General features: G+C 64.8%; 19 protein-coding genes. 7 read left to right on the top strand and 12 right to left on the bottom strand.

What is annotated here, in order from left to right; all coding sequences use genetic code 11:
* Positions 1-17 precede the first annotated feature (17 nt).
* From ACK56M_RS17660 to ribBA, 4 genes are all read right to left on the bottom strand, one after another.
* A complete protein-coding gene (locus ACK56M_RS17660; RefSeq protein WP_015270845.1) occupies positions 18-827 on the bottom strand; it encodes an ABC transporter permease in 810 nt (269 codons plus the stop codon).
* Between the two features lie 6 nt (positions 828-833).
* Entirely contained in the window at positions 834-1,751 is a 918-nt protein-coding gene (locus tag ACK56M_RS17655; RefSeq protein WP_015270844.1) for an ABC transporter permease, read from the bottom strand.
* Complete coding sequence (locus ACK56M_RS17650; RefSeq protein WP_013973153.1) at positions 1,748-2,773, bottom strand: ABC transporter substrate-binding protein; 1,026 nt, start codon at positions 2,771-2,773, stop codon at positions 1,748-1,750. The genes ACK56M_RS17655 and ACK56M_RS17650 overlap by 4 nt, the downstream gene beginning before the upstream one ends.
* Before the next feature lie 354 nt (positions 2,774-3,127).
* Positions 3,128-4,249 carry a bifunctional 3,4-dihydroxy-2-butanone-4-phosphate synthase/GTP cyclohydrolase II gene (gene ribBA / locus ACK56M_RS17645; protein WP_015270843.1) on the bottom strand — a complete coding sequence of 374 codons (1,122 nt, stop codon included), beginning with the start codon at positions 4,247-4,249 and terminating at the stop codon, positions 3,128-3,130.
* A 78-nt stretch (positions 4,250-4,327) separates the two neighbouring features.
* Here ribBA and ACK56M_RS17640 point away from each other — a divergent pair, with 78 nt between their 5' ends.
* Positions 4,328-4,624: a DUF1330 domain-containing protein gene (locus tag ACK56M_RS17640; protein ID WP_085720578.1), complete on the top strand. Its 297-nt coding sequence runs from the start codon at positions 4,328-4,330 to the stop codon at positions 4,622-4,624.
* Between the two features lie 324 nt (positions 4,625-4,948).
* Here ACK56M_RS17640 and ACK56M_RS17635 read toward each other — a convergent pair whose 3' ends face one another.
* Together ACK56M_RS17635 and ACK56M_RS17630 are read right to left on the bottom strand one after the other, a co-directional pair.
* A complete protein-coding gene (locus tag ACK56M_RS17635) occupies positions 4,949-5,671 on the bottom strand; it encodes a pirin family protein (RefSeq protein WP_100412868.1) in 723 nt (240 codons plus the stop codon).
* 54 nt (positions 5,672-5,725) lie between these two features.
* Positions 5,726-6,745, bottom strand: a complete 1,020-nt coding sequence (locus tag ACK56M_RS17630) for an alpha/beta hydrolase (protein WP_054572081.1) — start codon at positions 6,743-6,745, stop codon at positions 5,726-5,728.
* 145 nt (positions 6,746-6,890) lie between these two features.
* Between ACK56M_RS17630 and ACK56M_RS17625 the strand changes: the two genes are divergently transcribed.
* Positions 6,891-7,775 carry a LysR family transcriptional regulator gene (locus ACK56M_RS17625; RefSeq protein ID WP_015270839.1) on the top strand — a complete coding sequence of 295 codons (885 nt, stop codon included), beginning with the start codon at positions 6,891-6,893 and terminating at the stop codon, positions 7,773-7,775.
* A 241-nt stretch (positions 7,776-8,016) separates the two neighbouring features.
* Here ACK56M_RS17625 and ACK56M_RS17620 read toward each other — a convergent pair whose 3' ends face one another.
* From ACK56M_RS17620 to purU, 6 genes are read right to left on the bottom strand one after another with little or no spacing between them, the layout of a single operon-like run.
* The gene (locus ACK56M_RS17620; protein WP_054572079.1) at positions 8,017-8,622 is read right to left on the bottom strand and encodes a sarcosine oxidase; all 606 of its coding nucleotides are present in this window, start codon (positions 8,620-8,622) and stop codon (positions 8,017-8,019) included.
* Between the two features lie 3 nt (positions 8,623-8,625).
* Complete coding sequence (locus ACK56M_RS17615; RefSeq protein WP_411958819.1) at positions 8,626-11,529, bottom strand: 2Fe-2S iron-sulfur cluster-binding protein; 2,904 nt, start codon at positions 11,527-11,529, stop codon at positions 8,626-8,628.
* Positions 11,526-11,831: a sarcosine oxidase subunit delta gene (locus ACK56M_RS17610; protein ID WP_054572077.1), complete on the bottom strand. Its 306-nt coding sequence runs from the start codon at positions 11,829-11,831 to the stop codon at positions 11,526-11,528. The genes ACK56M_RS17615 and ACK56M_RS17610 overlap by 4 nt, the downstream gene beginning before the upstream one ends.
* A gap of 12 nt (positions 11,832-11,843) precedes the next feature.
* The gene (locus ACK56M_RS17605; RefSeq protein ID WP_309668732.1) at positions 11,844-13,085 is read right to left on the bottom strand and encodes an FAD-dependent oxidoreductase; all 1,242 of its coding nucleotides are present in this window, start codon (positions 13,083-13,085) and stop codon (positions 11,844-11,846) included.
* Entirely contained in the window at positions 13,067-13,978 is a 912-nt protein-coding gene (gene folD / locus ACK56M_RS17600) for a bifunctional methylenetetrahydrofolate dehydrogenase/methenyltetrahydrofolate cyclohydrolase FolD (protein WP_015270834.1), read from the bottom strand. Before folD ends, ACK56M_RS17605 begins: the two co-directional genes overlap by 19 nt.
* Positions 13,975-14,841: a formyltetrahydrofolate deformylase gene (gene purU / locus ACK56M_RS17595; RefSeq protein ID WP_054572076.1), complete on the bottom strand. Its 867-nt coding sequence runs from the start codon at positions 14,839-14,841 to the stop codon at positions 13,975-13,977. The genes folD and purU overlap by 4 nt, the downstream gene beginning before the upstream one ends.
* A gap of 239 nt (positions 14,842-15,080) precedes the next feature.
* Between purU and ACK56M_RS17590 the strand changes: the two genes are divergently transcribed.
* From ACK56M_RS17590 to ACK56M_RS17570, 5 genes are all read left to right on the top strand, one after another.
* Positions 15,081-15,482 (top strand): hypothetical protein, encoded by a 402-nt coding sequence (locus ACK56M_RS17590; RefSeq protein ID WP_015270832.1) that lies wholly within the window; start codon positions 15,081-15,083, stop codon positions 15,480-15,482.
* A gap of 103 nt (positions 15,483-15,585) precedes the next feature.
* Positions 15,586-15,807 carry an MbtH family protein gene (locus tag ACK56M_RS17585; protein WP_003256222.1) on the top strand — a complete coding sequence of 74 codons (222 nt, stop codon included), beginning with the start codon at positions 15,586-15,588 and terminating at the stop codon, positions 15,805-15,807.
* Entirely contained in the window at positions 15,804-16,523 is a 720-nt protein-coding gene (locus tag ACK56M_RS17580) for a thioesterase II family protein (RefSeq protein ID WP_015270831.1), read from the top strand. Before ACK56M_RS17585 ends, ACK56M_RS17580 begins: the two co-directional genes overlap by 4 nt.
* Before the next feature lie 57 nt (positions 16,524-16,580).
* A complete protein-coding gene (locus ACK56M_RS17575; RefSeq protein ID WP_015270830.1) occupies positions 16,581-17,132 on the top strand; it encodes a hydrolase in 552 nt (183 codons plus the stop codon).
* A 26-nt stretch (positions 17,133-17,158) separates the two neighbouring features.
* Positions 17,159-18,211, top strand: coding sequence for a DUF1615 domain-containing protein (locus ACK56M_RS17570; RefSeq protein ID WP_015270829.1), 1,053 nt, complete (start codon positions 17,159-17,161; stop codon positions 18,209-18,211).
* The last annotated feature ends 49 nt before the right edge of the window (positions 18,212-18,260 follow it).

The following is an 18,260-nucleotide window of genomic DNA, read 5'->3' as shown; positions in this document are numbered from 1 at the left end:
TTGTTTTCTCCGCGCGCTCAGGCGTTGGCTTCGGTGCGCCGGCGCAAGGCGGCGGCAATGAACATGACAAGCAGCGACAGGCCGATCAGCAGGGTCGAGGCCACGGCGATGACCGGGCTGAGGTCCTGGCGCAGGGTGGTCCACATCTTCACCGGCAAGGTCTGCAGGTCGGGGCTGGCCATCATCACGCTCAGCACCACTTCATCCCACGACACCAGGAAGGCGAACAGGCCGCCGGCGATCATCCCCGGGCGAATCGCCGGGAAGGTCACCTTGAAGATCGCCTGCAGGCGCGAGGCGCCGCAGATCACCGCGGCATCCTCGATGGATTGGTCGAACAGCTTCAGCGAATTGATGATCGAGATAATGGTGAAGGGCAGGGCGACGATCACGTGGCTGACCACGAAGGCGAACAGCGTGCCGGTGTAGCCGAGCTTGAGGAACAGCGCGTACACCGCCACGGCAATGATCACCAGTGGCACGATCATCGGCATGGTGAACAGCCCGTACAGCAGCTCGCGGCCCGGGAAGCGGCCACGCACCAGGGCAAACGCGGTGGGCAGGCCGAGCAGCACGGCGGCGATGGTGGTCAGCACGGCCACCTTCAGGCTGGCCAGCGCGGCGTCCATCCACTCCGGGTTGGAGAAGAACTGGCCGTACCACTTGAAGGTCCAGCCCGGCGGCGGGAACACCAGCCACTGCGACGAGCCGAACGACAGCAACACGATGAACACCACCGGCAGCAGCAGGAAGGCCGCGATGACCCCGGTGGTCAGGTACAGGCCCGTACGCAGCGGGCGGCCCATGGCATTGGGAGACAGGAGCATGGCGGTTTACCTCGCGTTGCCAACCGGGGATTCCGGCTGCAGCTTCAGGTACAGGTAGAAGAGCACCAGGGTGATCACCACCAGCAGTGCGGCGGCGGCGCTGGCCAGGCCCCAGTTGAGGAACGACTGCACCTGCTGGATGATGAACTCGGGCAGCATCATGTTCTGTGCACCGCCCAGCAGGGCCGGGGTGACGTAGTAACCGAGCGACATCACGAACACCATCAGTGCCCCGGAGAACAGCCCCGAGCGGCACAGCGGCAGGAACACTTTCCAGAAATTGGTCCACGGGCTGGCGCCACAGATCGAGCCGGCCTGCAGCACCATCGGGTCGATGGCGTGCATGGTCGCCTGCAGCGGCAGCACGATGAACGGGATCATGATGTAGCTCATGCCGATCACCACGCCGGTCAGGTTGTGCACCATTTCCAGTGGGGCATCGATGATACCCATGGCCATCAACGCCTTGTTGATCACCCCCGAGCTCTGCAGCAGCACCAGCCACGAGTAGGTGCGCGCCAGCAGGCTGGTCCACATCGACAGCAGCACGATGTTCAGCAACCAGCGGCCCCAGCCCTTGGGCACCAGGGTAATTGCCCAGGCCAGCGGGAAGCCCAGCAGCACGCTGATCAGGGTGACCACGCCGGCCACCGAGAAGGTGTTGAAAAGCACCCGCGCATAGGCCGAGTTGGCGAACAGCTGCTCGTAGTTGCCCAGGCCCGGCGTCGGCTCCAGCACACCGCGCAGCAACAGGCCGGCGAGCGGGGCGAAGAAGAACAGGCCAAGGAACAGTAGCGCCGGCAGCAGATTGCGGCTGCCTTTCCAGCGCTGGCTCAGGCTGACGCGGCGGGGGGCCGTTCCCGGGGCGCCGGTGCCCGTGGGGGCACCTTGCGCGTTATGCAGGGCGTTGATGGCGACTTTCATTTGACCAACCACTCATTCCAGCGGGCTGCGATGGCCTGGCCGTTCTTGGCCCAGTAGGCGAAGTCGAGGGTGACCTGGTCCTGGGCGTAGGCGGTCGGCAGGTTCTGCGCAAGGTCTTTGTCCAGCTTGGCCACGCTGTCGACGTTCACCGGCGCGTAGGCGGTCTTGTTGGCGAACTCGGCCTGGCCTTCGGCGCTGCTGGCGTTGGCCAGGAACTTCATGGCCGCGTCCTTGTTCTTGGCACCTTTGGGGATGACCAGGAAGTCGGCCATGACCAGGTTCTGCTTCCAGCTCACGCCCACCGGTGCACCGTCTTGCTGCAGGGCATAGACGCGGCCGTTCCAGAACTGGCCGAGCGAGGCTTCACCCGAGGCCAGCAGTTGCTGCGACTGGGCGCCACCGCCCCACCAGACGATGTCTTTCTTGATGGTGTCGAGCTTCTTGAAGGCGCGGTCCAGGTCCAGCGGGTACAGCTTGTCGGGGGCTACGCCGTCGGCCAGCAGGGCCAGTTCCAGTACGCCTGGGCTGGGCCATTTGTACAGGGCGCGCTTGCCAGGGTAGGTCTTGGTATCGAACAGGGCGGTCCAGTCCACCGGTTTGTTGGCACCGAGCTTGCCTTCGTTGTAGCCGAGCACGAAGGAGAAGAAGAACGAGCCGACGCCATGGTCGGAGACGAAGCGCGGGTCGATCTTGTCGCGCTTGATCTGGGTGAAATCGAGGGGTTCTAGCAGGCCTTCGCTGGCGGCACGCAGGGCGAAGTCGGCTTCGACGTCGACCACGTCCCACTGCACGTTGCCGCTTTCGACCATGGCCTTGAGCTTGCCATAGTCGGTGGGGCCGTCCTGGACGACTTTGATGTCGGTGGCTTTGGTGAAAGGTACGGCCCACGCTTCTTTCTGGGCGTCCTGGGTGGTACCGCCCCAGCTGACGAAGTTCAGGCTGTCGGCGGCCTGGGCAGCCTGACATGCCAGGGTCAGCAGGCTGGCGGACAGCACTGCGGTTACACGTTTGCTCAACAGCATGGTTACGCCCTCGTTGCTTTTGTTATTCGAGGCGGGGCTTGTGGTGCGCCCGCCAATAGTGTTCGGGGAGCAGCTAAAACAAAGTGTTTTTTGGCCGTTTTTGATTGTAGGTGCCGGCCTGCAGATTCAAGGTCTACGGGATATCATATTATGGTATTCCAAACTTTTGGCAAGAGGTATGAGGCTACCGGCCATCACTCCGTCCTCTGCAAGTTGCCGCGAACCTTTGTAGGAGCGGCCTTGTGTCGCGAAAGGGCCGCAAAGCGGCCCCCGGATTTCAGCGTCGACACATGAATTGTCGGGGCCGCTTCGCGGCCCTTTCGCGACACAAGGCCGCTCCTACACGGGCCTGTATCAGCTCACCAGTCCGGGCTCGAAGGGGATGCTTTGCACGACCTCCAGCTCATACCCCGCCAGCCCCGCGTATTTCAGCGGCGGGCCCAGGTGGCGCAGCTTGCCCACGCCCAGGTCCTGCAGAATCTGCGCGCCTGTACCCACCTCCGAGTACACCTTCGATTGCCCACGCTGGTAAGGCCGCACCGGCTGGGTCAGCTGCGGCACGCGTTCCAGCAGCGCCTGCGAGGACTCATGGTTGGCCAGGATCACCACCACGCCGGCGCCTTCCTCGGCCACTTTCTGCAGCGCCGCCCAAAGCGTCCAGTTGGCGGGGCCGGCATATTCGGCGCCGACCAGGTCGCGCAGCGGGTCGATCACGTGCACTCGCACCAGGGTCGGCTGCTCGCGGCGGATATCGCCCATGACCATGGCCATGTGTACGCCACCTTCGATGCGGTCTTCGTAGGTGACCAGGCGGAAGGTGCCATGCACGGTCGGCAGTTCGCGTTCGCCGATGCGCTTGATGGTCTGCTCGGTGCTCAGGCGGTAGTGGATGAGGTCGGCGATGGTGCCGATCTTGATGCCGTGCCGGGCAGCGAACACCTCCAGGTCCGGGCGGCGGGCCATGGTGCCGTCATCGTTGAGTACTTCGACGATAACCGACGCCGGGGTGAACCCGGCCAGGCGCGCCAGGTCGCAGCCGGCTTCGGTGTGGCCGGCGCGCGTCAGTACACCGCCTTCGCGGGCGCGCAGGGGGAAGATGTGGCCGGGTTGCACCAGGTCTTCCGGGCGGGCGTTGGGGGCCATCGCCGCTGCCACCGTACGTGCCCGATCAGCAGCGGAAATACCGGTGGTAACGCCCGTGGCAGCCTCGATCGACACGGTGAAGGCGGTGCTGAAAACGCTGCCGTTGGCCGGCACCATCTGCTCCAGGCCCAGACGTTGGCAGTGATCGTCGGTCAGCGTCAGGCAGATCAGCCCGCGCGCTTCACGGGCCATGAAGTTGATGGCCTGGGCGTCGCAACGCTCGGCGGCGATCAGCAGATCGCCTTCGTTTTCCCGGTCCTCGTCATCCACCAGCAGGACCATCTTGCCTTGCCGGTAGTCCTCGAGAAGTTCTTCGATGGTGTTGAAAGCCATGTTGCACGCTCACTGTGGTGGGATGATTATTATGGTATACCATCATACACAAATATCGCCGTAACAGGAGAGCAGCGCATGAAGGCCTATTGGATCGCCCATGTGGACGTGAACGATCCCGAGCAATACCAGCAGTACACCCAGCGCGCCCCGGCTGCCTTCAAGGCATTCGGCGGCCGTTTCCTGGCCCGTGGCGGGCGTAGCGAGGCAATGGAAGGGCGGCCTACCCCTCAGCGTAGCGTGGTGATCGAGTTCGATTCGTACGAGCAGGCGCTGGCGTGTTACCGGTCCGGGCTGTACCAGGAGGCTTGCAGCCATCGCCAGGGGGTGGCGAAGGCTGAGGTGATCATCGTCGAAGGGTTGAGCCCTGAGTGATGGCTGTTGGCCCTATCGCCGGCAAGCCAGCTCCCATAGAACAACACATGACTCAATGGTTCGGCGAGGTTCTGTAGGAGCAGCCTTGTGCTGCGAAGAGGCCGGTACTGACAAAGCCTGTCTGTTGCTTGTACCGGCCTCTTCGCAGCACAAGGCTGCTCCTACAAAGGCCGCGTCAGACGAGCGATATTTGTTCTCTGCGCGACAGCGCAGCCCAAAAGGGCTGGGTAATCTCCCACAGGTTAAACACTGCCTTGAAGACCTGTGCAGTACCTGTGGGAGCTGGCTTGCCGGCGATAGGGCCATTACTGTCGAAGCAGAAACTCAAGGCATGCCCGGCAATTCATGCGGCCGCAGGTCGAACACCAGCACCTCGGCATCCACCCCATTGCCCAGCTCCAGCACCTGTTCCTGCCTCACCCGCACCCCATCCCCTTCATTCAGCACTTGCCCATTGAGCTCGATGCTGCCCCGGGCCACATGCACATAGGCATGGCGGTTTTCCGGCAAGTTCAGGGTGGCACGCTCGTCACCGTCGAACAGGCCGGCATACACCCGCGCATTCTGCCTTACCTGCAATGACCCCTCGGCGCCATCCGGCGAGATGATCAGGCGCAGCTTGCCGCGCTTTTCCTCGGCACTGAAATGCTGTTGCTGGTAACGCGGCGTTGCCCCCTGCACGTTCGGTACGATCCAGATCTGCAGGAAGTGCACCGGCTGCACCTGGCTGTGGTTGAACTCGCTGTGGGCCACGCCGTGGCCAGCGCTCATCAGCTGCACATCGCCCGGGCGGATCACCGAGCCGGTGCCCAGCGTGTCCTTGTGCTCCAGCGCGCCTTCCAGCACGTAGGAGAAAATCTCCATGTCGCGGTGCGGGTGCTGGCCAAAGCCCTTGCCGGGGATGACGCGGTCGTCGTTGATCACCAGCAGGTCCGAGAACCCTTGCTCGTCCGGGTTGCGGTAGTGGCCGAAGGAGAAGGTGTGGAACGATTTCAGCCAGCCATGAAAGGCCAGGCCGCGGTCTTTGGCGTTGCGTACGGTGAGCATGACGGACCTCCTGAACCGGCAGGGCACCAGGCCCTGCCGCATGCGTGGATAAGGTTACTGCAGGTGCACTTTCAGCTCGCCGGCGGCCTGGCGCATGGCCGCTTGCACGGCCGGCACCTGATGCAGCGGGTTGAGCAGCCCGTAGTCATGGATCATGCCGTTGTACCGCACCGAGGTCACAGTCACGCCAGCGGCATTCAGCTTGCGAGCATAAGCCTCACCTTCATCGCGCAGCACGTCGAACTCGGCCGTCTGCACCAGTGCCGGCGGCAGGCCCTTGAGCTGTTCACTGCTGGCCCGCAGCGGCGAGGCGTAGATCTGTTCCCGGGCCTTGGCGTCGGTGGTGTAGTTGTTCCAGAACCATTTCATCATCCCGGTGGTCAGGAAGTGCCCCTCGGCAAACTGCTTGTACGACGCAGTTTCGAAGCTGGCATCGGTCACCGGCCACAACAGCAGCTGGAAACGCAGGGCCGGGGTGCCGGCCTCTTTGGCTTTCAAGGCCACTACTGCCGCCATGTTGCCGCCGACGCTGTTGCCGGCCACGGCCAGGCGCTTGCCGTCCACGCCAATTTCCTTGCCGTGCTCGGCCACCCAGCGGGTGGCGGCGTAAGCCTGGTTGATCGCCGTCGGATAGTGCGCTTCCGGCGACGGGGTGTAGTCGACGTAGACCGCCACTGCGCCAGAGCCAACCACCAGGTCGCGGATCAGCCGCTGGTGGGTCGGGAAATCGCCGAGCACCCAGCCGCCACCGTGGAAGAACATGAACACCGGCAGGTCACCCTTCACGTTGGCCGGGCGCACCACTTGCAGTTTGATCGACTCGCCGTTGGCCTGGATGGCGCGTTCCTTCACCTCGATACCCGAGAGATCGACCTTGACCGAGGCCTGGGCACCGGTCAGCACCGCGCGGGCGTCTTTCGGGCTGAGCTGCTCCAGTGGCTTGCCGCCGCCTTGTTCCAGGGCTTCGAGGAAGGCCTGGGTGTGCTGTTCGATACCCGGGCTGCCAGCGGCGAAGGCGCTGGAAACGGACAGGGCCAGAAGGGAAGCGGTAAGGGTTTTGTGGACAATGTTCATGAGCGAATCCTTTTCTGTTGAATGTCGGTAGTGGGCGTCTTGCCTGGCCTTCAGGGCCATCGCTGCGACTTGTGCGTAGATTAGGGAGATGCGTTGATGGGAAAAAGCCGCTATAAAGCGTTTGACTGTCACCAAGAGCGAGACAATGAACCCTTACGAAGACATGCGGATCTTTGCCCAGGTCATGGAAGCTGGCAGTTTCACTGCGGCTGCCGACCGCCTGGGAATGTCCAAACAATCGGTCAGCCGGCGCCTGATGCAGCTTGAGGAGCGCCTGGGCGTGCGCCTGCTCAACCGCTCCACGCGGCGCCTGGATGCCACGCCGCTGGGCCAGCACTACTACCAGTCGGCGCTGCGCCTGCTCGGCGAAGTGCAGCAGGTGGAGCACGACATCAGCGGCCAGGCCCAGGCCTTGCGTGGCACCTTGCGTCTGAGTGCGCCGCTGTCGTTCGCCATGGCGCACCTGGGGTGCCTGCTGACCGAGTTCCTGCAGTTGCACCCGCAGGTGGATGTGGAGGTGGATTTGAGCGACCGCGCAGTGGACCTGATCGGCGAGGGCTATGACCTGGCGCTACGGATTGGTGCGCTGGAGGATTCCAGCCTGATTGCGCGGCGCATTGCCAGTGTCGAGCGGGTGTATTGCGCTAGCCCGGCGTACCTGGAAGCGCGGGGCGTGCCGGCCAGGCCGGAGCAGTTGGCTGGGCATGATTGCCTGCCATATGGGCATTCGCGGCAGGTGCAGTGGCAGTTCGGCCAAGGAGGCAAGACCCAGGCGATCCAGGTGGCCGGGCGGATGCGGGCGAACAATGGCGAGCTGCTCAGGGATGCCGCGATAGCCGGGATGGGTGTAACTTATCTGCCAACCTTCATCGTGGGCCAGGCACTGGCGGATGGGCGGCTGGTGACGGTGCTGGATGAGTGGCGGCCTCCGGCGCTGCAGCTGTCGGCGGTGTACCCGCAGCACCGACAGGTGGCGCGGCCGGTGCAGGGTTTTGTGAACTTCCTGCGTGAGCGGTTGGTGCAGCTCTGACCTTCGGGAGATTGCCCAGCCCGTTGGGCTGCGCTGTCGCGCAGAGAACCGATATCGCTCGTCTGACGCGTCCTTTGTAGGAGCAGCCTTGTGCTGCGAAGAGGCCGGTACAGCCAATAGACAGGCTTTGTCAGCCCCGGCCTCTTCGCAGCACAAGGCTGCTCCTACAGGACCTCGCCGAACCAATGAGTCATGTGTTGTTCTATGAGAGCGGGTTTACCCGCGAAGAGGCCGGTGCAGGTCAACGCATCAGTTCATCTACCCCGACCCACCCACCATCGAACTCATCCATGGCATCCAGCACCGCTTCACGGAAATACGCCAGCGATGCCCGATCAAACAGCAACTGCAGCGCCGGCCTCTCATCGCTCCCCACATTCAGCACGATCACGTTGATCCGCGCCGCCGAGGTCTGCGCCACCGCCCCAACGGGAAACGCCCGGGCGCGCAAGTCCACCCCGCACAACTTGGCCATCACCGCGCTGCAATGCACCCCCGACAGCTGCAGCCAGGCATGGCTATCCTGGCGCGGCAGCAGGTAGTTGCGCCGAGCATCCTGCACCCACCCACCCTCTTCGGCAGCCACCCGTGCACCGCCGTCGGCCAGGCTGCCCAGCAGCAGGTACTCGGTCTGCGACAAGCGCGCTACCCAGCCACCGTCTTCCTGGCGCACGGCCTGGTTGGGTAGCGACGGCAAGCGGTAGCCACGCACCTGCAGGCAAGCGGCACTGTCGCCCCCACGAAACCCGACCCGTGCCAGATCGGTCAGGTCAGTCAACGCGCAGGTATGCAGCAGTTCGGCCCGCGGGCCGGGTGAAATAAAAGCTTTGGCTTGCAAACTGGTCATGGCTCAGAGCTCCTGGCGCAGGTTGTCGGGATCGTGAAACGGCAGTGGCACCACCTTGGCATTGACCATCACACCGCCCTCCACGCGGATCGGGATGTGCATGCCAGGCGTGGCCTGATGGGCACCGGCGTAAGCCAGGCCGATGATCTGCCCCAGGGTTTGCGAGTATTCGCAGGATGTGACGTTGCCGCTGATGTCCGCCCCGTCCAGCACCAGATGCCCCTCCAGCGGCTGCGGGCTGCCCTTGGGCAGGGTGAAGCCGACCAGTTTGCGCTTGAGCGGCTGCGCTTCGAGGATCTCGATCGAGCGTTTGCCGACGAAGAATGGCTTCTTGCGGCCGATGGCCCACTGCATGTCGATCTCCGCCGGGTGGGTCATGCCGTCGGTGTCCTGGCTGATGATCACGTGGCCCTTTTCCAGGCGCAGCAGGCGTTGGGTCTCGACGCCGAACGGGCGAATGCCCAACCCCGCGCCGGCCTGCATCAAGGTATCCCACAGGCGCTCGGCGTGGCGCGCCGGCACGTGCACTTCGTAGCCCAGTTCACCCACAAAGCCCACCCGCAGGATGCGCGCGGCAATGCCGGCCACTGTGCCCTGGCGTACGCCGAGATAAGGGAAGGCCTCGGCCGACAGGTCCACATCGTCACACACCTTGGCCAGCACCTGGCGTGACAGCGGCCCGGCCAGGTTGACCGCGGCCAGGGCGGCGGTGACGTTGGTGACGTCCACATCCAGGCGCCATTGCGCATTCCACTTCAGCATCTGCTGGTAGATGCGGTCGACACCGCTGGTGGTGGCGGTGACGTAGAAGTGCTGCTCGCCCAGCCGGGCGCACACGCCGTCATCGATCACCACGCCATGCTCGTTGGTCATCAGCGCGTAGCGGGTGCGGCCGATGGCCAGCTTGGCGAAGCCGAAGGTGTAAAGGCGCTCCAGCAGTTCGGCGGCGTCGGGGCCGCGCACATCCAGGCCACCGAGGGTGGAAACGTCGATCAGGCCGACCTTCTCGCGCACATGGCGGGCTTCCTCCTGCATGCAGCGTTCGCGGTCCTCGGGCTTGCCATAATAGGCAGGGCGCTGCCAGATGCCGGCCGGCATCATCTTCGCCCCGGCTTCCAGGTGGCGGCGGTGCATTGGCGTTTGCCGGTACGGGTCGAAGGCGCGGCCGGCGACGTGGGCCAGTTTTTCCGCCTGGAACGGTGGACGGGCGGTGGTCACCCCGGTTTCGCTGATGCTGCGCCCGGTGGCGTGGGCCACCAGGCGGGCGGTCGGCAGCGCCGAGTGGCGGCCCTGGGACGGGCCCATGCCGACCGTGGAGAAGCGCTTGACCAGTTGCACATCGCGGTAGCCGCTGCGCGTGGCGTTGACGATGTCGCGCACTTGCAGGTCTTCGTCGAAGTCGACGAAATCCTTGCCCTTGGGGTGGGGGAAGATCGGCCAGGGGAAGTTGACCTTGGCTTCGGCACTGAACACGGGCTGCACCGGCGCTTCCAGGCCCAGCGCTGCCAGCGCATCGGCAGCCCCGCGAGTGGCGTCGGCCAGCACATTGCCCAGTGCGTGACGGCCGTTCACCGAGCCGGCGATGTCCAGCCCGGCCGGCAGGTTGCTGATGGCGAACTCGTCGCGGTTGACGTCGTAGGCCAGCTTGCCGCCAGCCTGGCACGGCAACTGGTACACCGGCATGTAGCCTGCCGACATGCACAGCAGGTCGCAGGCCAGGCGCAGGCCATGCGGGCCGACCTTGCCCTGGCCGGTGATCGGGCGAATATCCACGCCACTCACGTGGCGCATGCCCGCTTCGTGCAGGGCTTCGTACACGGTGCTGCCCAGGTGCACGGGTATATTGCGGCGCTTCAGTTCTGCGGCCAGTGCGGCATCGGCTGGCGCAGCGCGCATGTCGACCACCGCGGCCACGGCCACGCCTTGGTCCTGCAGGTCGAGGGCGGCCAGGTAGCCGTCATCGTGGCCGGTGAGGATTACCGCGCGCTGGCCGGGTTTTACCGCGTACAGCTTCATCAGCCGCTGCACGGCGCTGGTCAGCATGACCCCCGGCAGGTCGTTGTTGCGGAACACAACTGGCTGGTCGAACGAACCGGCCGCCACCAGGCAGCGGCTGGCGCGCACCTTGTACAGGCGCTTGTGCTGGATCACCGGCAGGTAGTTGTCGGTGAACCAGCCGTTGCAGGTGGCGTCCAGCAGCACCTGGATGTTCGGGTGGCCCTCGACGGCAGCCAGCAGTTCCTGGCGCAGGCTGGTAGCGCGGGTGCCTGCAATGTCGAAGCGGGCGTAGGTGAGCGAGCCGCCAAGTACCGGCTGTTGCTCGATCAGCAACACCTTGGCCCCGGCATTGGCCGCGTCCAGTGCCGCACGCAGGCCAGCCGGGCCAGCGCCGATGACGGCCAGATCGACGAACAGATAGGCCTTGTCGTAGTACTGCGGCCTGAAGCCTAGGTCGAGCACGCCCAGGCCGGTCTTCTTGCGGATCAGCGGCTCCCACACCTTCCACATGCCCTTGGGCTTGTAAAAGGAGCGGTAATAGAAGCCCACCGGCATGAAGCGCGAAAACTTGCCCAGGTAGGCGTCGCGATCATGCGTCAGGCTACCGTTGAAGTTCTGCCCTTCGACTACCTGGCCATCGCGGGCGGCTTCCAGGTCGGCCAGCACATTGGGCTCGTCCGGCAGCTGCACCAGGGTGTTGGCATCCTGCCCGGCCATGCTCAGCGGGCCGCGCGGGCGGTGGTACTTGAACGAGCGCGACAGCAGCCAGCGGCCACTGCCGAGCAGGGCGCTGGCGATGCTGTCACCGGCAAAGCCCTGGCAGGCCTGGCCGTCGAACTGGAAGTGCAGGGGCTGCTCGCGGTCGATCAGCAGGCCCATGGGCGCGGGGAGGCGAGTGTGGCTGTTCATCCGGCAATCTCCGGGGTGGCGGCGGGGGTGAAGTCGACGCGGCGGTCGAACAGTTCTTTCGGGTCGAAGGTGCGCAGCACCTGGTCGCTCACCGTGTGGCGTTCGGCCAGGAACCAGTAGCTGGAGGCGTTGTGCAGCCACCATTCGATCACCACGCCGGCAAGGTTGTCGCTGTTGAACACATAGTCGGCCCATTCCGCATCGCTGCAGCTGGCCGGGTCGGGCATATGCCTGAATTCGCCGCCGTAGGTGAACTCGCTGATATTGCGCGGGCCGTTCAAGGGGCAGGTCAGGATCTTCATCGTCGTCGCTCCTTAGTGGCTGGCCGCGGTGGCGCCCATTTCGTTGACTTGCTGGAAGCGGCTGAAGCGCTCCAGGGCAAAGGGTGCGATCAGTTCCGGCACCTTGCCGCCACTGGCGACCAGCTCGGCCATGGTCTTGCCGCAGATCGGCGTGGCCTTGAAACCCCAGGTGCCCCAGCCGGCGTCCAGGTAATAGTTGTGCACCGGCGACAGGCCCATGATCGGGCTGTAGTCCGGGGTCATGTCGGTGATCCCGGCCCACTGGCGCATCAGCTTGGCGTTGGCCATGAACGGGAACATCTCGATGGCGTGTGCCAGCAGGCTCTCCTTGAGGTCGAGGGTGGAGCGGGTGTTGTACAGCGGGTATGGGTCGGAGCCGCCGCCAAAGACGATTTCGCCGCGGCTGGTCTGCTGCACGTAGCAGTGCAGCGCCGAGGAGCTCACCAGTGGGTCGAGAAACGGCTTGAACGGCTGGGTGACCATGGCCTGCAGCGGGTAGGTGTGGATCGGCGCACGAATGCCGGCCTTGGCCATCAGCAGCGAACTGGCCCCGGCCACGGCCTGCACCACGCAACCGCACTGCACGGTGCCACGGTTGGTCTTCACCGCCTCGATGCGCCCGTTGCGGATCAGCAAGTCCTGCACTTCGGTCAGCTGGTGGATCTCGACGCCGCGCTTGGCCGCCTGCCTGGCGTAGCCCCAGGCCACTGCGTCGTGGCGCGCGGTGGCGCCGTCGATGTGCCACAGGCCGGCCAGCACCGGCAGGTGGCCTGGGTTCAGGTTCAGGCTTGGCACCAGTTCGTGGATCTGCTGGCGGTCGATCATCTCCGTGCGGCCACCGAAATGCTTGTTGACCTCGGCGCGCTGGCGAAAGGCGCGCACGGTGGCGTCGGTGTGCGCGAGGGTGAGCTGACCGCGTTCGGAATACATGATGTTGAAGTCGAACTCGTTCGACAGGTTCTGGAACATGCGCACCGATTCTGCGTAAAAGCGCACACCCTCACTGGTGAGGTAGTTGGAGCGGATCACCGCTGTGTTGCGCGCAGTATTGCCGCCGCCCAGGTAGGCCTTTTCCAGCACGGCGACATTGGTGATGCCGTGGTACTTGGCCAGGTAGTAGGCGATGGCCACGCCGTGGCCGCCGCCGCCGATGATCACCACGTCATAGCGTGGCTTGAGTTCGCACGGTGGTGGCAGGTCGACCTCCACCGGGTAATCGGCGCTCAGGCCGTATTTCAGCAGGGCGAAAGGCATGCGGTGCGCTCCTGGTGGGCGGCCTGTTGTTGCAGGTCGAGGGCGAGCAGGGTGTTTTTCATCAGGTAGGCGATGGTCATCGGGCCGACGCCGCCGGGCACCGGGGTGATGCCGGCCACCTGGGGCAGGGCGGCGGCGAAGTCGACATCGCCGACCAGGCGGCTGTGGCCGCCTTCGTCGATGCGGTTGATACCGACATCGATCACCACCGCGCCGGGCTTTAGCCAGTCGGCACCGATCAGCCGCGGCTTGCCCACTGCGGCCACCAGGATGTCGGCCTGGCGGCACAAGGCCGGCAGGTCGCGGCTGCGCGAGTGCACCACGGTCACCGTGCAGTCGGCCTGCAGCAGCAGGGCGGCCATGGGCTTGCCGACGATGTTCGAGCGGCCGACCACCACCGCATGCTTGCCACGCAGTTCGCCACAGGCATCGCGCAGCAGGCGCATGCAGCCGCTGGGCGTGCACGGGGTGAGCACATCGCGGCCCTGGGCCAGGCCGCCGACGTTCTCGCTGTGGAAGCCGTCCACATCCTTCAGTGGGCTGATCGCCTGGAGAATGCGGTGTTCGTCGATATGGGCCGGCAACGGCAGTTGCACGAGAATGCCGTTGACCTCGGTGTCGCGGTTGAGGCGGTCGATCAGGGTCAGCAGCTCGGCCTGGCTGGTGTCTGCGGGCAGGCGATGCTCCAGCGAGCGGATGCCCACCTCTTCGGCACGCAGCACCTTGTTGCGCACGTACACCTGGCTGGCAGCGTCGGCACCGACCAGCACCACCGCCAGGCCCGGTTGCACGCCGCCCTGGCGCAGCTCCTGCACCTGCTCGCGTACCTCGGCCAGCACCCGCGTCGCGGTAGCCTTGCCGTCGATCAGCTTGATACTGGGAATGGCGTTCATTTGAAGATCACCGTGCGGTCGTGGTTCAGGAACACCCGATGCTCCAGGTGGTATTTCACGGCGCGGGACAGGGCGATGGTCTCGGTGTCGCGGCCGATGGCCACCAGGTCATCCGGTGTGTAGGCATGGTCCACGCGCTGCACTTCCTGCTCGATGATCGGGCCTTCGTCCAGGTCGCTGGTGACGTAGTGGGCGGTGGCACCGATCAGCTTCACCCCGCGCTGGTAGGCCTGGTGATAAGGCTTGGCGCCTTTGAAACCGGGCAGGAACGAATGGTGGATGTTGATCGCCCGGCCTGACAGCTGGCGGCACAGGTCGTCGGAGAGGATCTGCATGTAGCGCGCCAGCACCACCAGTTCGGTGCCGGTGTCCTCGACGATGCGCAGCAGCGCGGCTTCCTGTTCGGCCTTGGTGTCCTTGCTGACCGGCAGGTAGACGAAACGGATGCCCTGGCGCTCGGCCATCGGGCGCAGGTCCAGGTGGTTGGAGACCACGGCGGTGATCTGCATGTCCAGCTCGCCCTTGGCATGGCGGTACAGCAGGTCGGACAGGCAGTGGTCGAACTTGCTCACCATCAGCAGCACGCGCATCGGCCGGGCACTGCTGTGCAGGCTCCACTGCATGTCGAAGCGCTGGGCGACATCGGCGAAGCCGGCTTCCAGCTGCGGTGTGTCACCCGTGACACCGGTGTTGTAGCGGAACACCGCGCGCATGAAAAAGCGCCCGTTGTCCTCGTCGTCGAACTGCGCCATCTCGCTGATGTAGCAACCGTGCTCGGCCAGGTAGGTGGTCACCGCGGCGACGATGCCGGACACGGCCGGGCAACTGACGCGCAGGATGAAGTGATCGGGAGCGGGATGCATGTCGGATAGGCCTCGTGATGGAGTGGGGCAGGTCGGGCACAAGGGCAAAGAGACTTCGCGTGGAGGCGAAGAAATATTTCTTGGTAGGAATATAAATTTCCTTTAGGCGATTTATAGGCGAAGAGGCGGGTGACGGTCTAGAGTTTTGTGAATTTTTTTTGCCTGACAGGAAAGTTTTAGCCGGAACCTGTAGGAGCGGGTTCACCCGCGAATAGGCCGGTACAGGCTATGATTGCTCCATGAGCACTACACCGCCTCTGCGCCAACCTTGCCCCCCTGGCGCCTGCGACTGCGGCCGCGAACACCTGGTCGATCACCCGCAGGCCGCTCAGCGCATCCTCCTGCTGACCCGCCAGGAAGAGAAACGCCTGCTCGACCGCCTGGAAAACCTCAAGGACCTGGAAGACCTGCAACGCCTGCAGCAGCGGATGTATGAAAACCTCGGCATTCGCGTGCACATTGCCCCCGGTTTCAACGAAGTGCGAACCATGCGCGGCATCGTCATCGAACTGGACGACCAGCCCGGCCTATGCCGCAAGACCCGGCAGTCGATCCCGGCGGCGATCCGCCGTGGGCTGGAGCGCAACCCGCAGGTGGCCTTCCGCTTGCTCGATACCCACGACCTGTTGCGGGATACCTGAAGACCGCGTCAGCCCCACTAATTTTTTCGCCGCACGCCACGTCTACTTGAAAGCCCCCCTGCGCCAGGCGCGCAGCGGCACCCATCACTCAAGGAGACAGGCAATGACTTCCGTTTTCGACCGCGACGATATCCAGTTCCAGGTAGTGGTCAACCACGAAGAGCAATACTCGATCTGGCCCGACTACAAAGCCATCCCCAACGGCTGGCGTGCCGTAGGCAAGAGCGGCCTGAAAAAGGACTGCCTGGCCTACATCGATGAAGTCTGGACCGACATGCGCCCGCTGAGCCTGCGCCAGAAAATGGCCGAAGCCGCCGCCCAGTGACTGCATTGAACCTGCTGTGCCTGCCGTATTCCGGGGCCAGCGCCATGGTCTACAGCCGCTGGCGGCGCAAGCTGCCGACGTGGCTGCAGGTGCGCCCGGTGGAACTGCCCGGGCGTGGTGCGCGCATTGCCGAGCCACTGCACACCGACATGCAGGCCCTGGCCCGGCAACTGGCTGCCGAACAGCGCCTGGCGGCCAGCACCCCCTACGCGCTGCTCGGCCATAGCCTTGGCGCCTTGCTGGCCTTCGAGCTGGCCCATGAGCTGCAAGCGCTGGGCTGCCCGGCGCCACTGGCCCTGTTTGCCTGCGGTACCGCAGCGCCGACCCGCCGCGAGGACTACGATGGCAAGAACTGGCGCGAGCCCAAGAGCGACGCCGAGTTGATCGGCGAGTTGCGCGAGCTTCAGGGCACGCCCGAGGAAGTGCTGGCCAACGCCGAGCTGATGAGCCTGACCTTGCCCACCCTGCGCGCCGACTTCCTGCTGTGTGGTACCTACGCCTACCGCCAGCGGCCGGCTTTGCAGTGCCCACTGTACGTGTTGGGCGGCATGCAGGACCGCGCCAGTGACGAGCAATTGCAGGCCTGGCGCAAGGAAACCCTCGGGGCGTTCTCGCTGCAGATGTTCCCAGGCGGCCACTTCTTCATCCATGAGCATGAAGACCGGGTGCTCGCTGCACTCACCGCGTCGCTGCAGCCGCTTCGGCTGTCCGCCTGATTGACGTCACCGCTTGCCTGGGGGAGGCTAGGCCTTTTCCCAGGCAAGAGGCAGACAATGCTGATCGATCCCCACAAGGCCACGCTGCTGGTCGTCGACATCCAGGAAAAACTCATCGGCGCCATGAGCGACCCTGAAGGCACCCGCGCGCGGGCCCGATGGCTGCTGGCAGCGACGAACGAGCTGGAACTGCCGACGGTGATTTCCGAGCAGTACCCCAAGGGCCTGGGCCATACCTTGGCCGAACTGCTGGCCGCAGCGCCGGCCGCCGAGGTGGTGGAGAAAAGCCATTTTTCCTGCGTGGCCGCCGAGTGCCTGCCAGCAAGTCTGATGGCGCGCGAGCAAGTGATTGTCTGTGGCATGGAAACCCACGTCTGTGTGTTGCAGACCGTGCTTGGCCTGCTGGCACTGGGCAAGCAGGTGTTCGTGGTCGAGGATGCCTGTGATAGCCGTACGCCGGCGAGCAAGGCCGCAGGGCTGGCGCGCATGCGGGCCGCGGGGGCGCAGGTGGTGACCCGCGAAATGGTTCTGTTCGAGCTCATGGGCAGTGCCAGCCACCCGCTGTTCCGGCACATCAGCAAGACCTACCTGGTCGGTGAACAGCCCTGAACGGCCGGTTACTGGCTGCCGGGTTGATGGCCCTGGCGCTGCTGCAAGGCTGCGCCGGGCGTCGTGAGGAAGCGCCCGAGACGGACCCGGCCAAGGTCCGCGCCCAACTGCTGCGGCTGTTACCCGCCCAGGCCAAGGACCGCGATGGCTGGGCCCGGGACATTCAGGTGGCGTTCGAGGCCCAGCGAATTGCCCCCAGCAAGAGCAACCTGTGCGCGGTGCTGGCGGTGACCGAGCAGGAATCGACCTTCAATGCCGACCCGCAAGTGCCCAACCTGGGGCGTATCGCCCGAGAGGAAATCGACCGCCGCGCTGCGCGCCTGCACATCCCCAAGCTGCTGGTCGACGGTGCACTGAAGGCGCCGTCGGGTAATGGCAAGAGCTACCAGCAACGTTTGCAGGCGGTGCGCAGCGAGAAGCAGCTGAGCGAACTGTACGACGAAGTCATCGCTCGCGTACCGCTGGGCAAGACCTTGCTGGGCGGGCTGAACCCGGTGCATACCGGAGGGCCGATGCAGGTCAGCATCGACTTTGCCGAAAAGCATGCGCGGGATTACCCCTACAGCCACGACGGCAGCATTCGCCAGGAAGTGTTCACCCGGCGCGGCGGCATGTATTTCGGTATCGCCCACTTGCTGGGCTATTCGGCCAACTACGATCGCCAGCTGTACCGCTTTGCCGATTTCAACGCGGGCTGGTACGCAAGCCGCAATGCGGCATTTCAGGCGGCACTGAGCAAGGTGACGGGGGTAACGCTGGCGCTGGATGGCGACCTGGTGGCGCCGGGCTCGATCATGCCCGGGACCACTGAAAAGGCGGCACGCAAACTGGGAGGAAAGCTGGGCCTGCGCAACCCGCAGATTCGCAGCCAGCTGGAGCAGGGCGATAGTCTGGCCTTCGAGGACAGCAAGCTGTACAGCGGGGTGTTCGCCCTTGCTGATGCTGCGGCCGGCAAGCCGGTGCCACGGGCGGTGCTGCCGGGGATCCAGCTGAAAAGCCCGAAGATCACCCGCAAGCTGACCACGGCGTGGTTTGCCGGGCGGGTGGATGAGCGTTATCAGCGGTGCATGAAGCGTTAATGGTGGCCTGGCTGGCGAGCGCGGTCCTGTAGGAGCGGCCTTGTGTCGC

Origin of the sequence: Pseudomonas sp. s4 (assembly GCF_046764235.1) — a bacterium.
In the GTDB taxonomy this organism is placed as follows: domain Bacteria; phylum Pseudomonadota; class Gammaproteobacteria; order Pseudomonadales; family Pseudomonadaceae; genus Aquipseudomonas; species Aquipseudomonas asiatica.
This window is presented reverse-complemented; position numbering and strand designations above follow the sequence as displayed.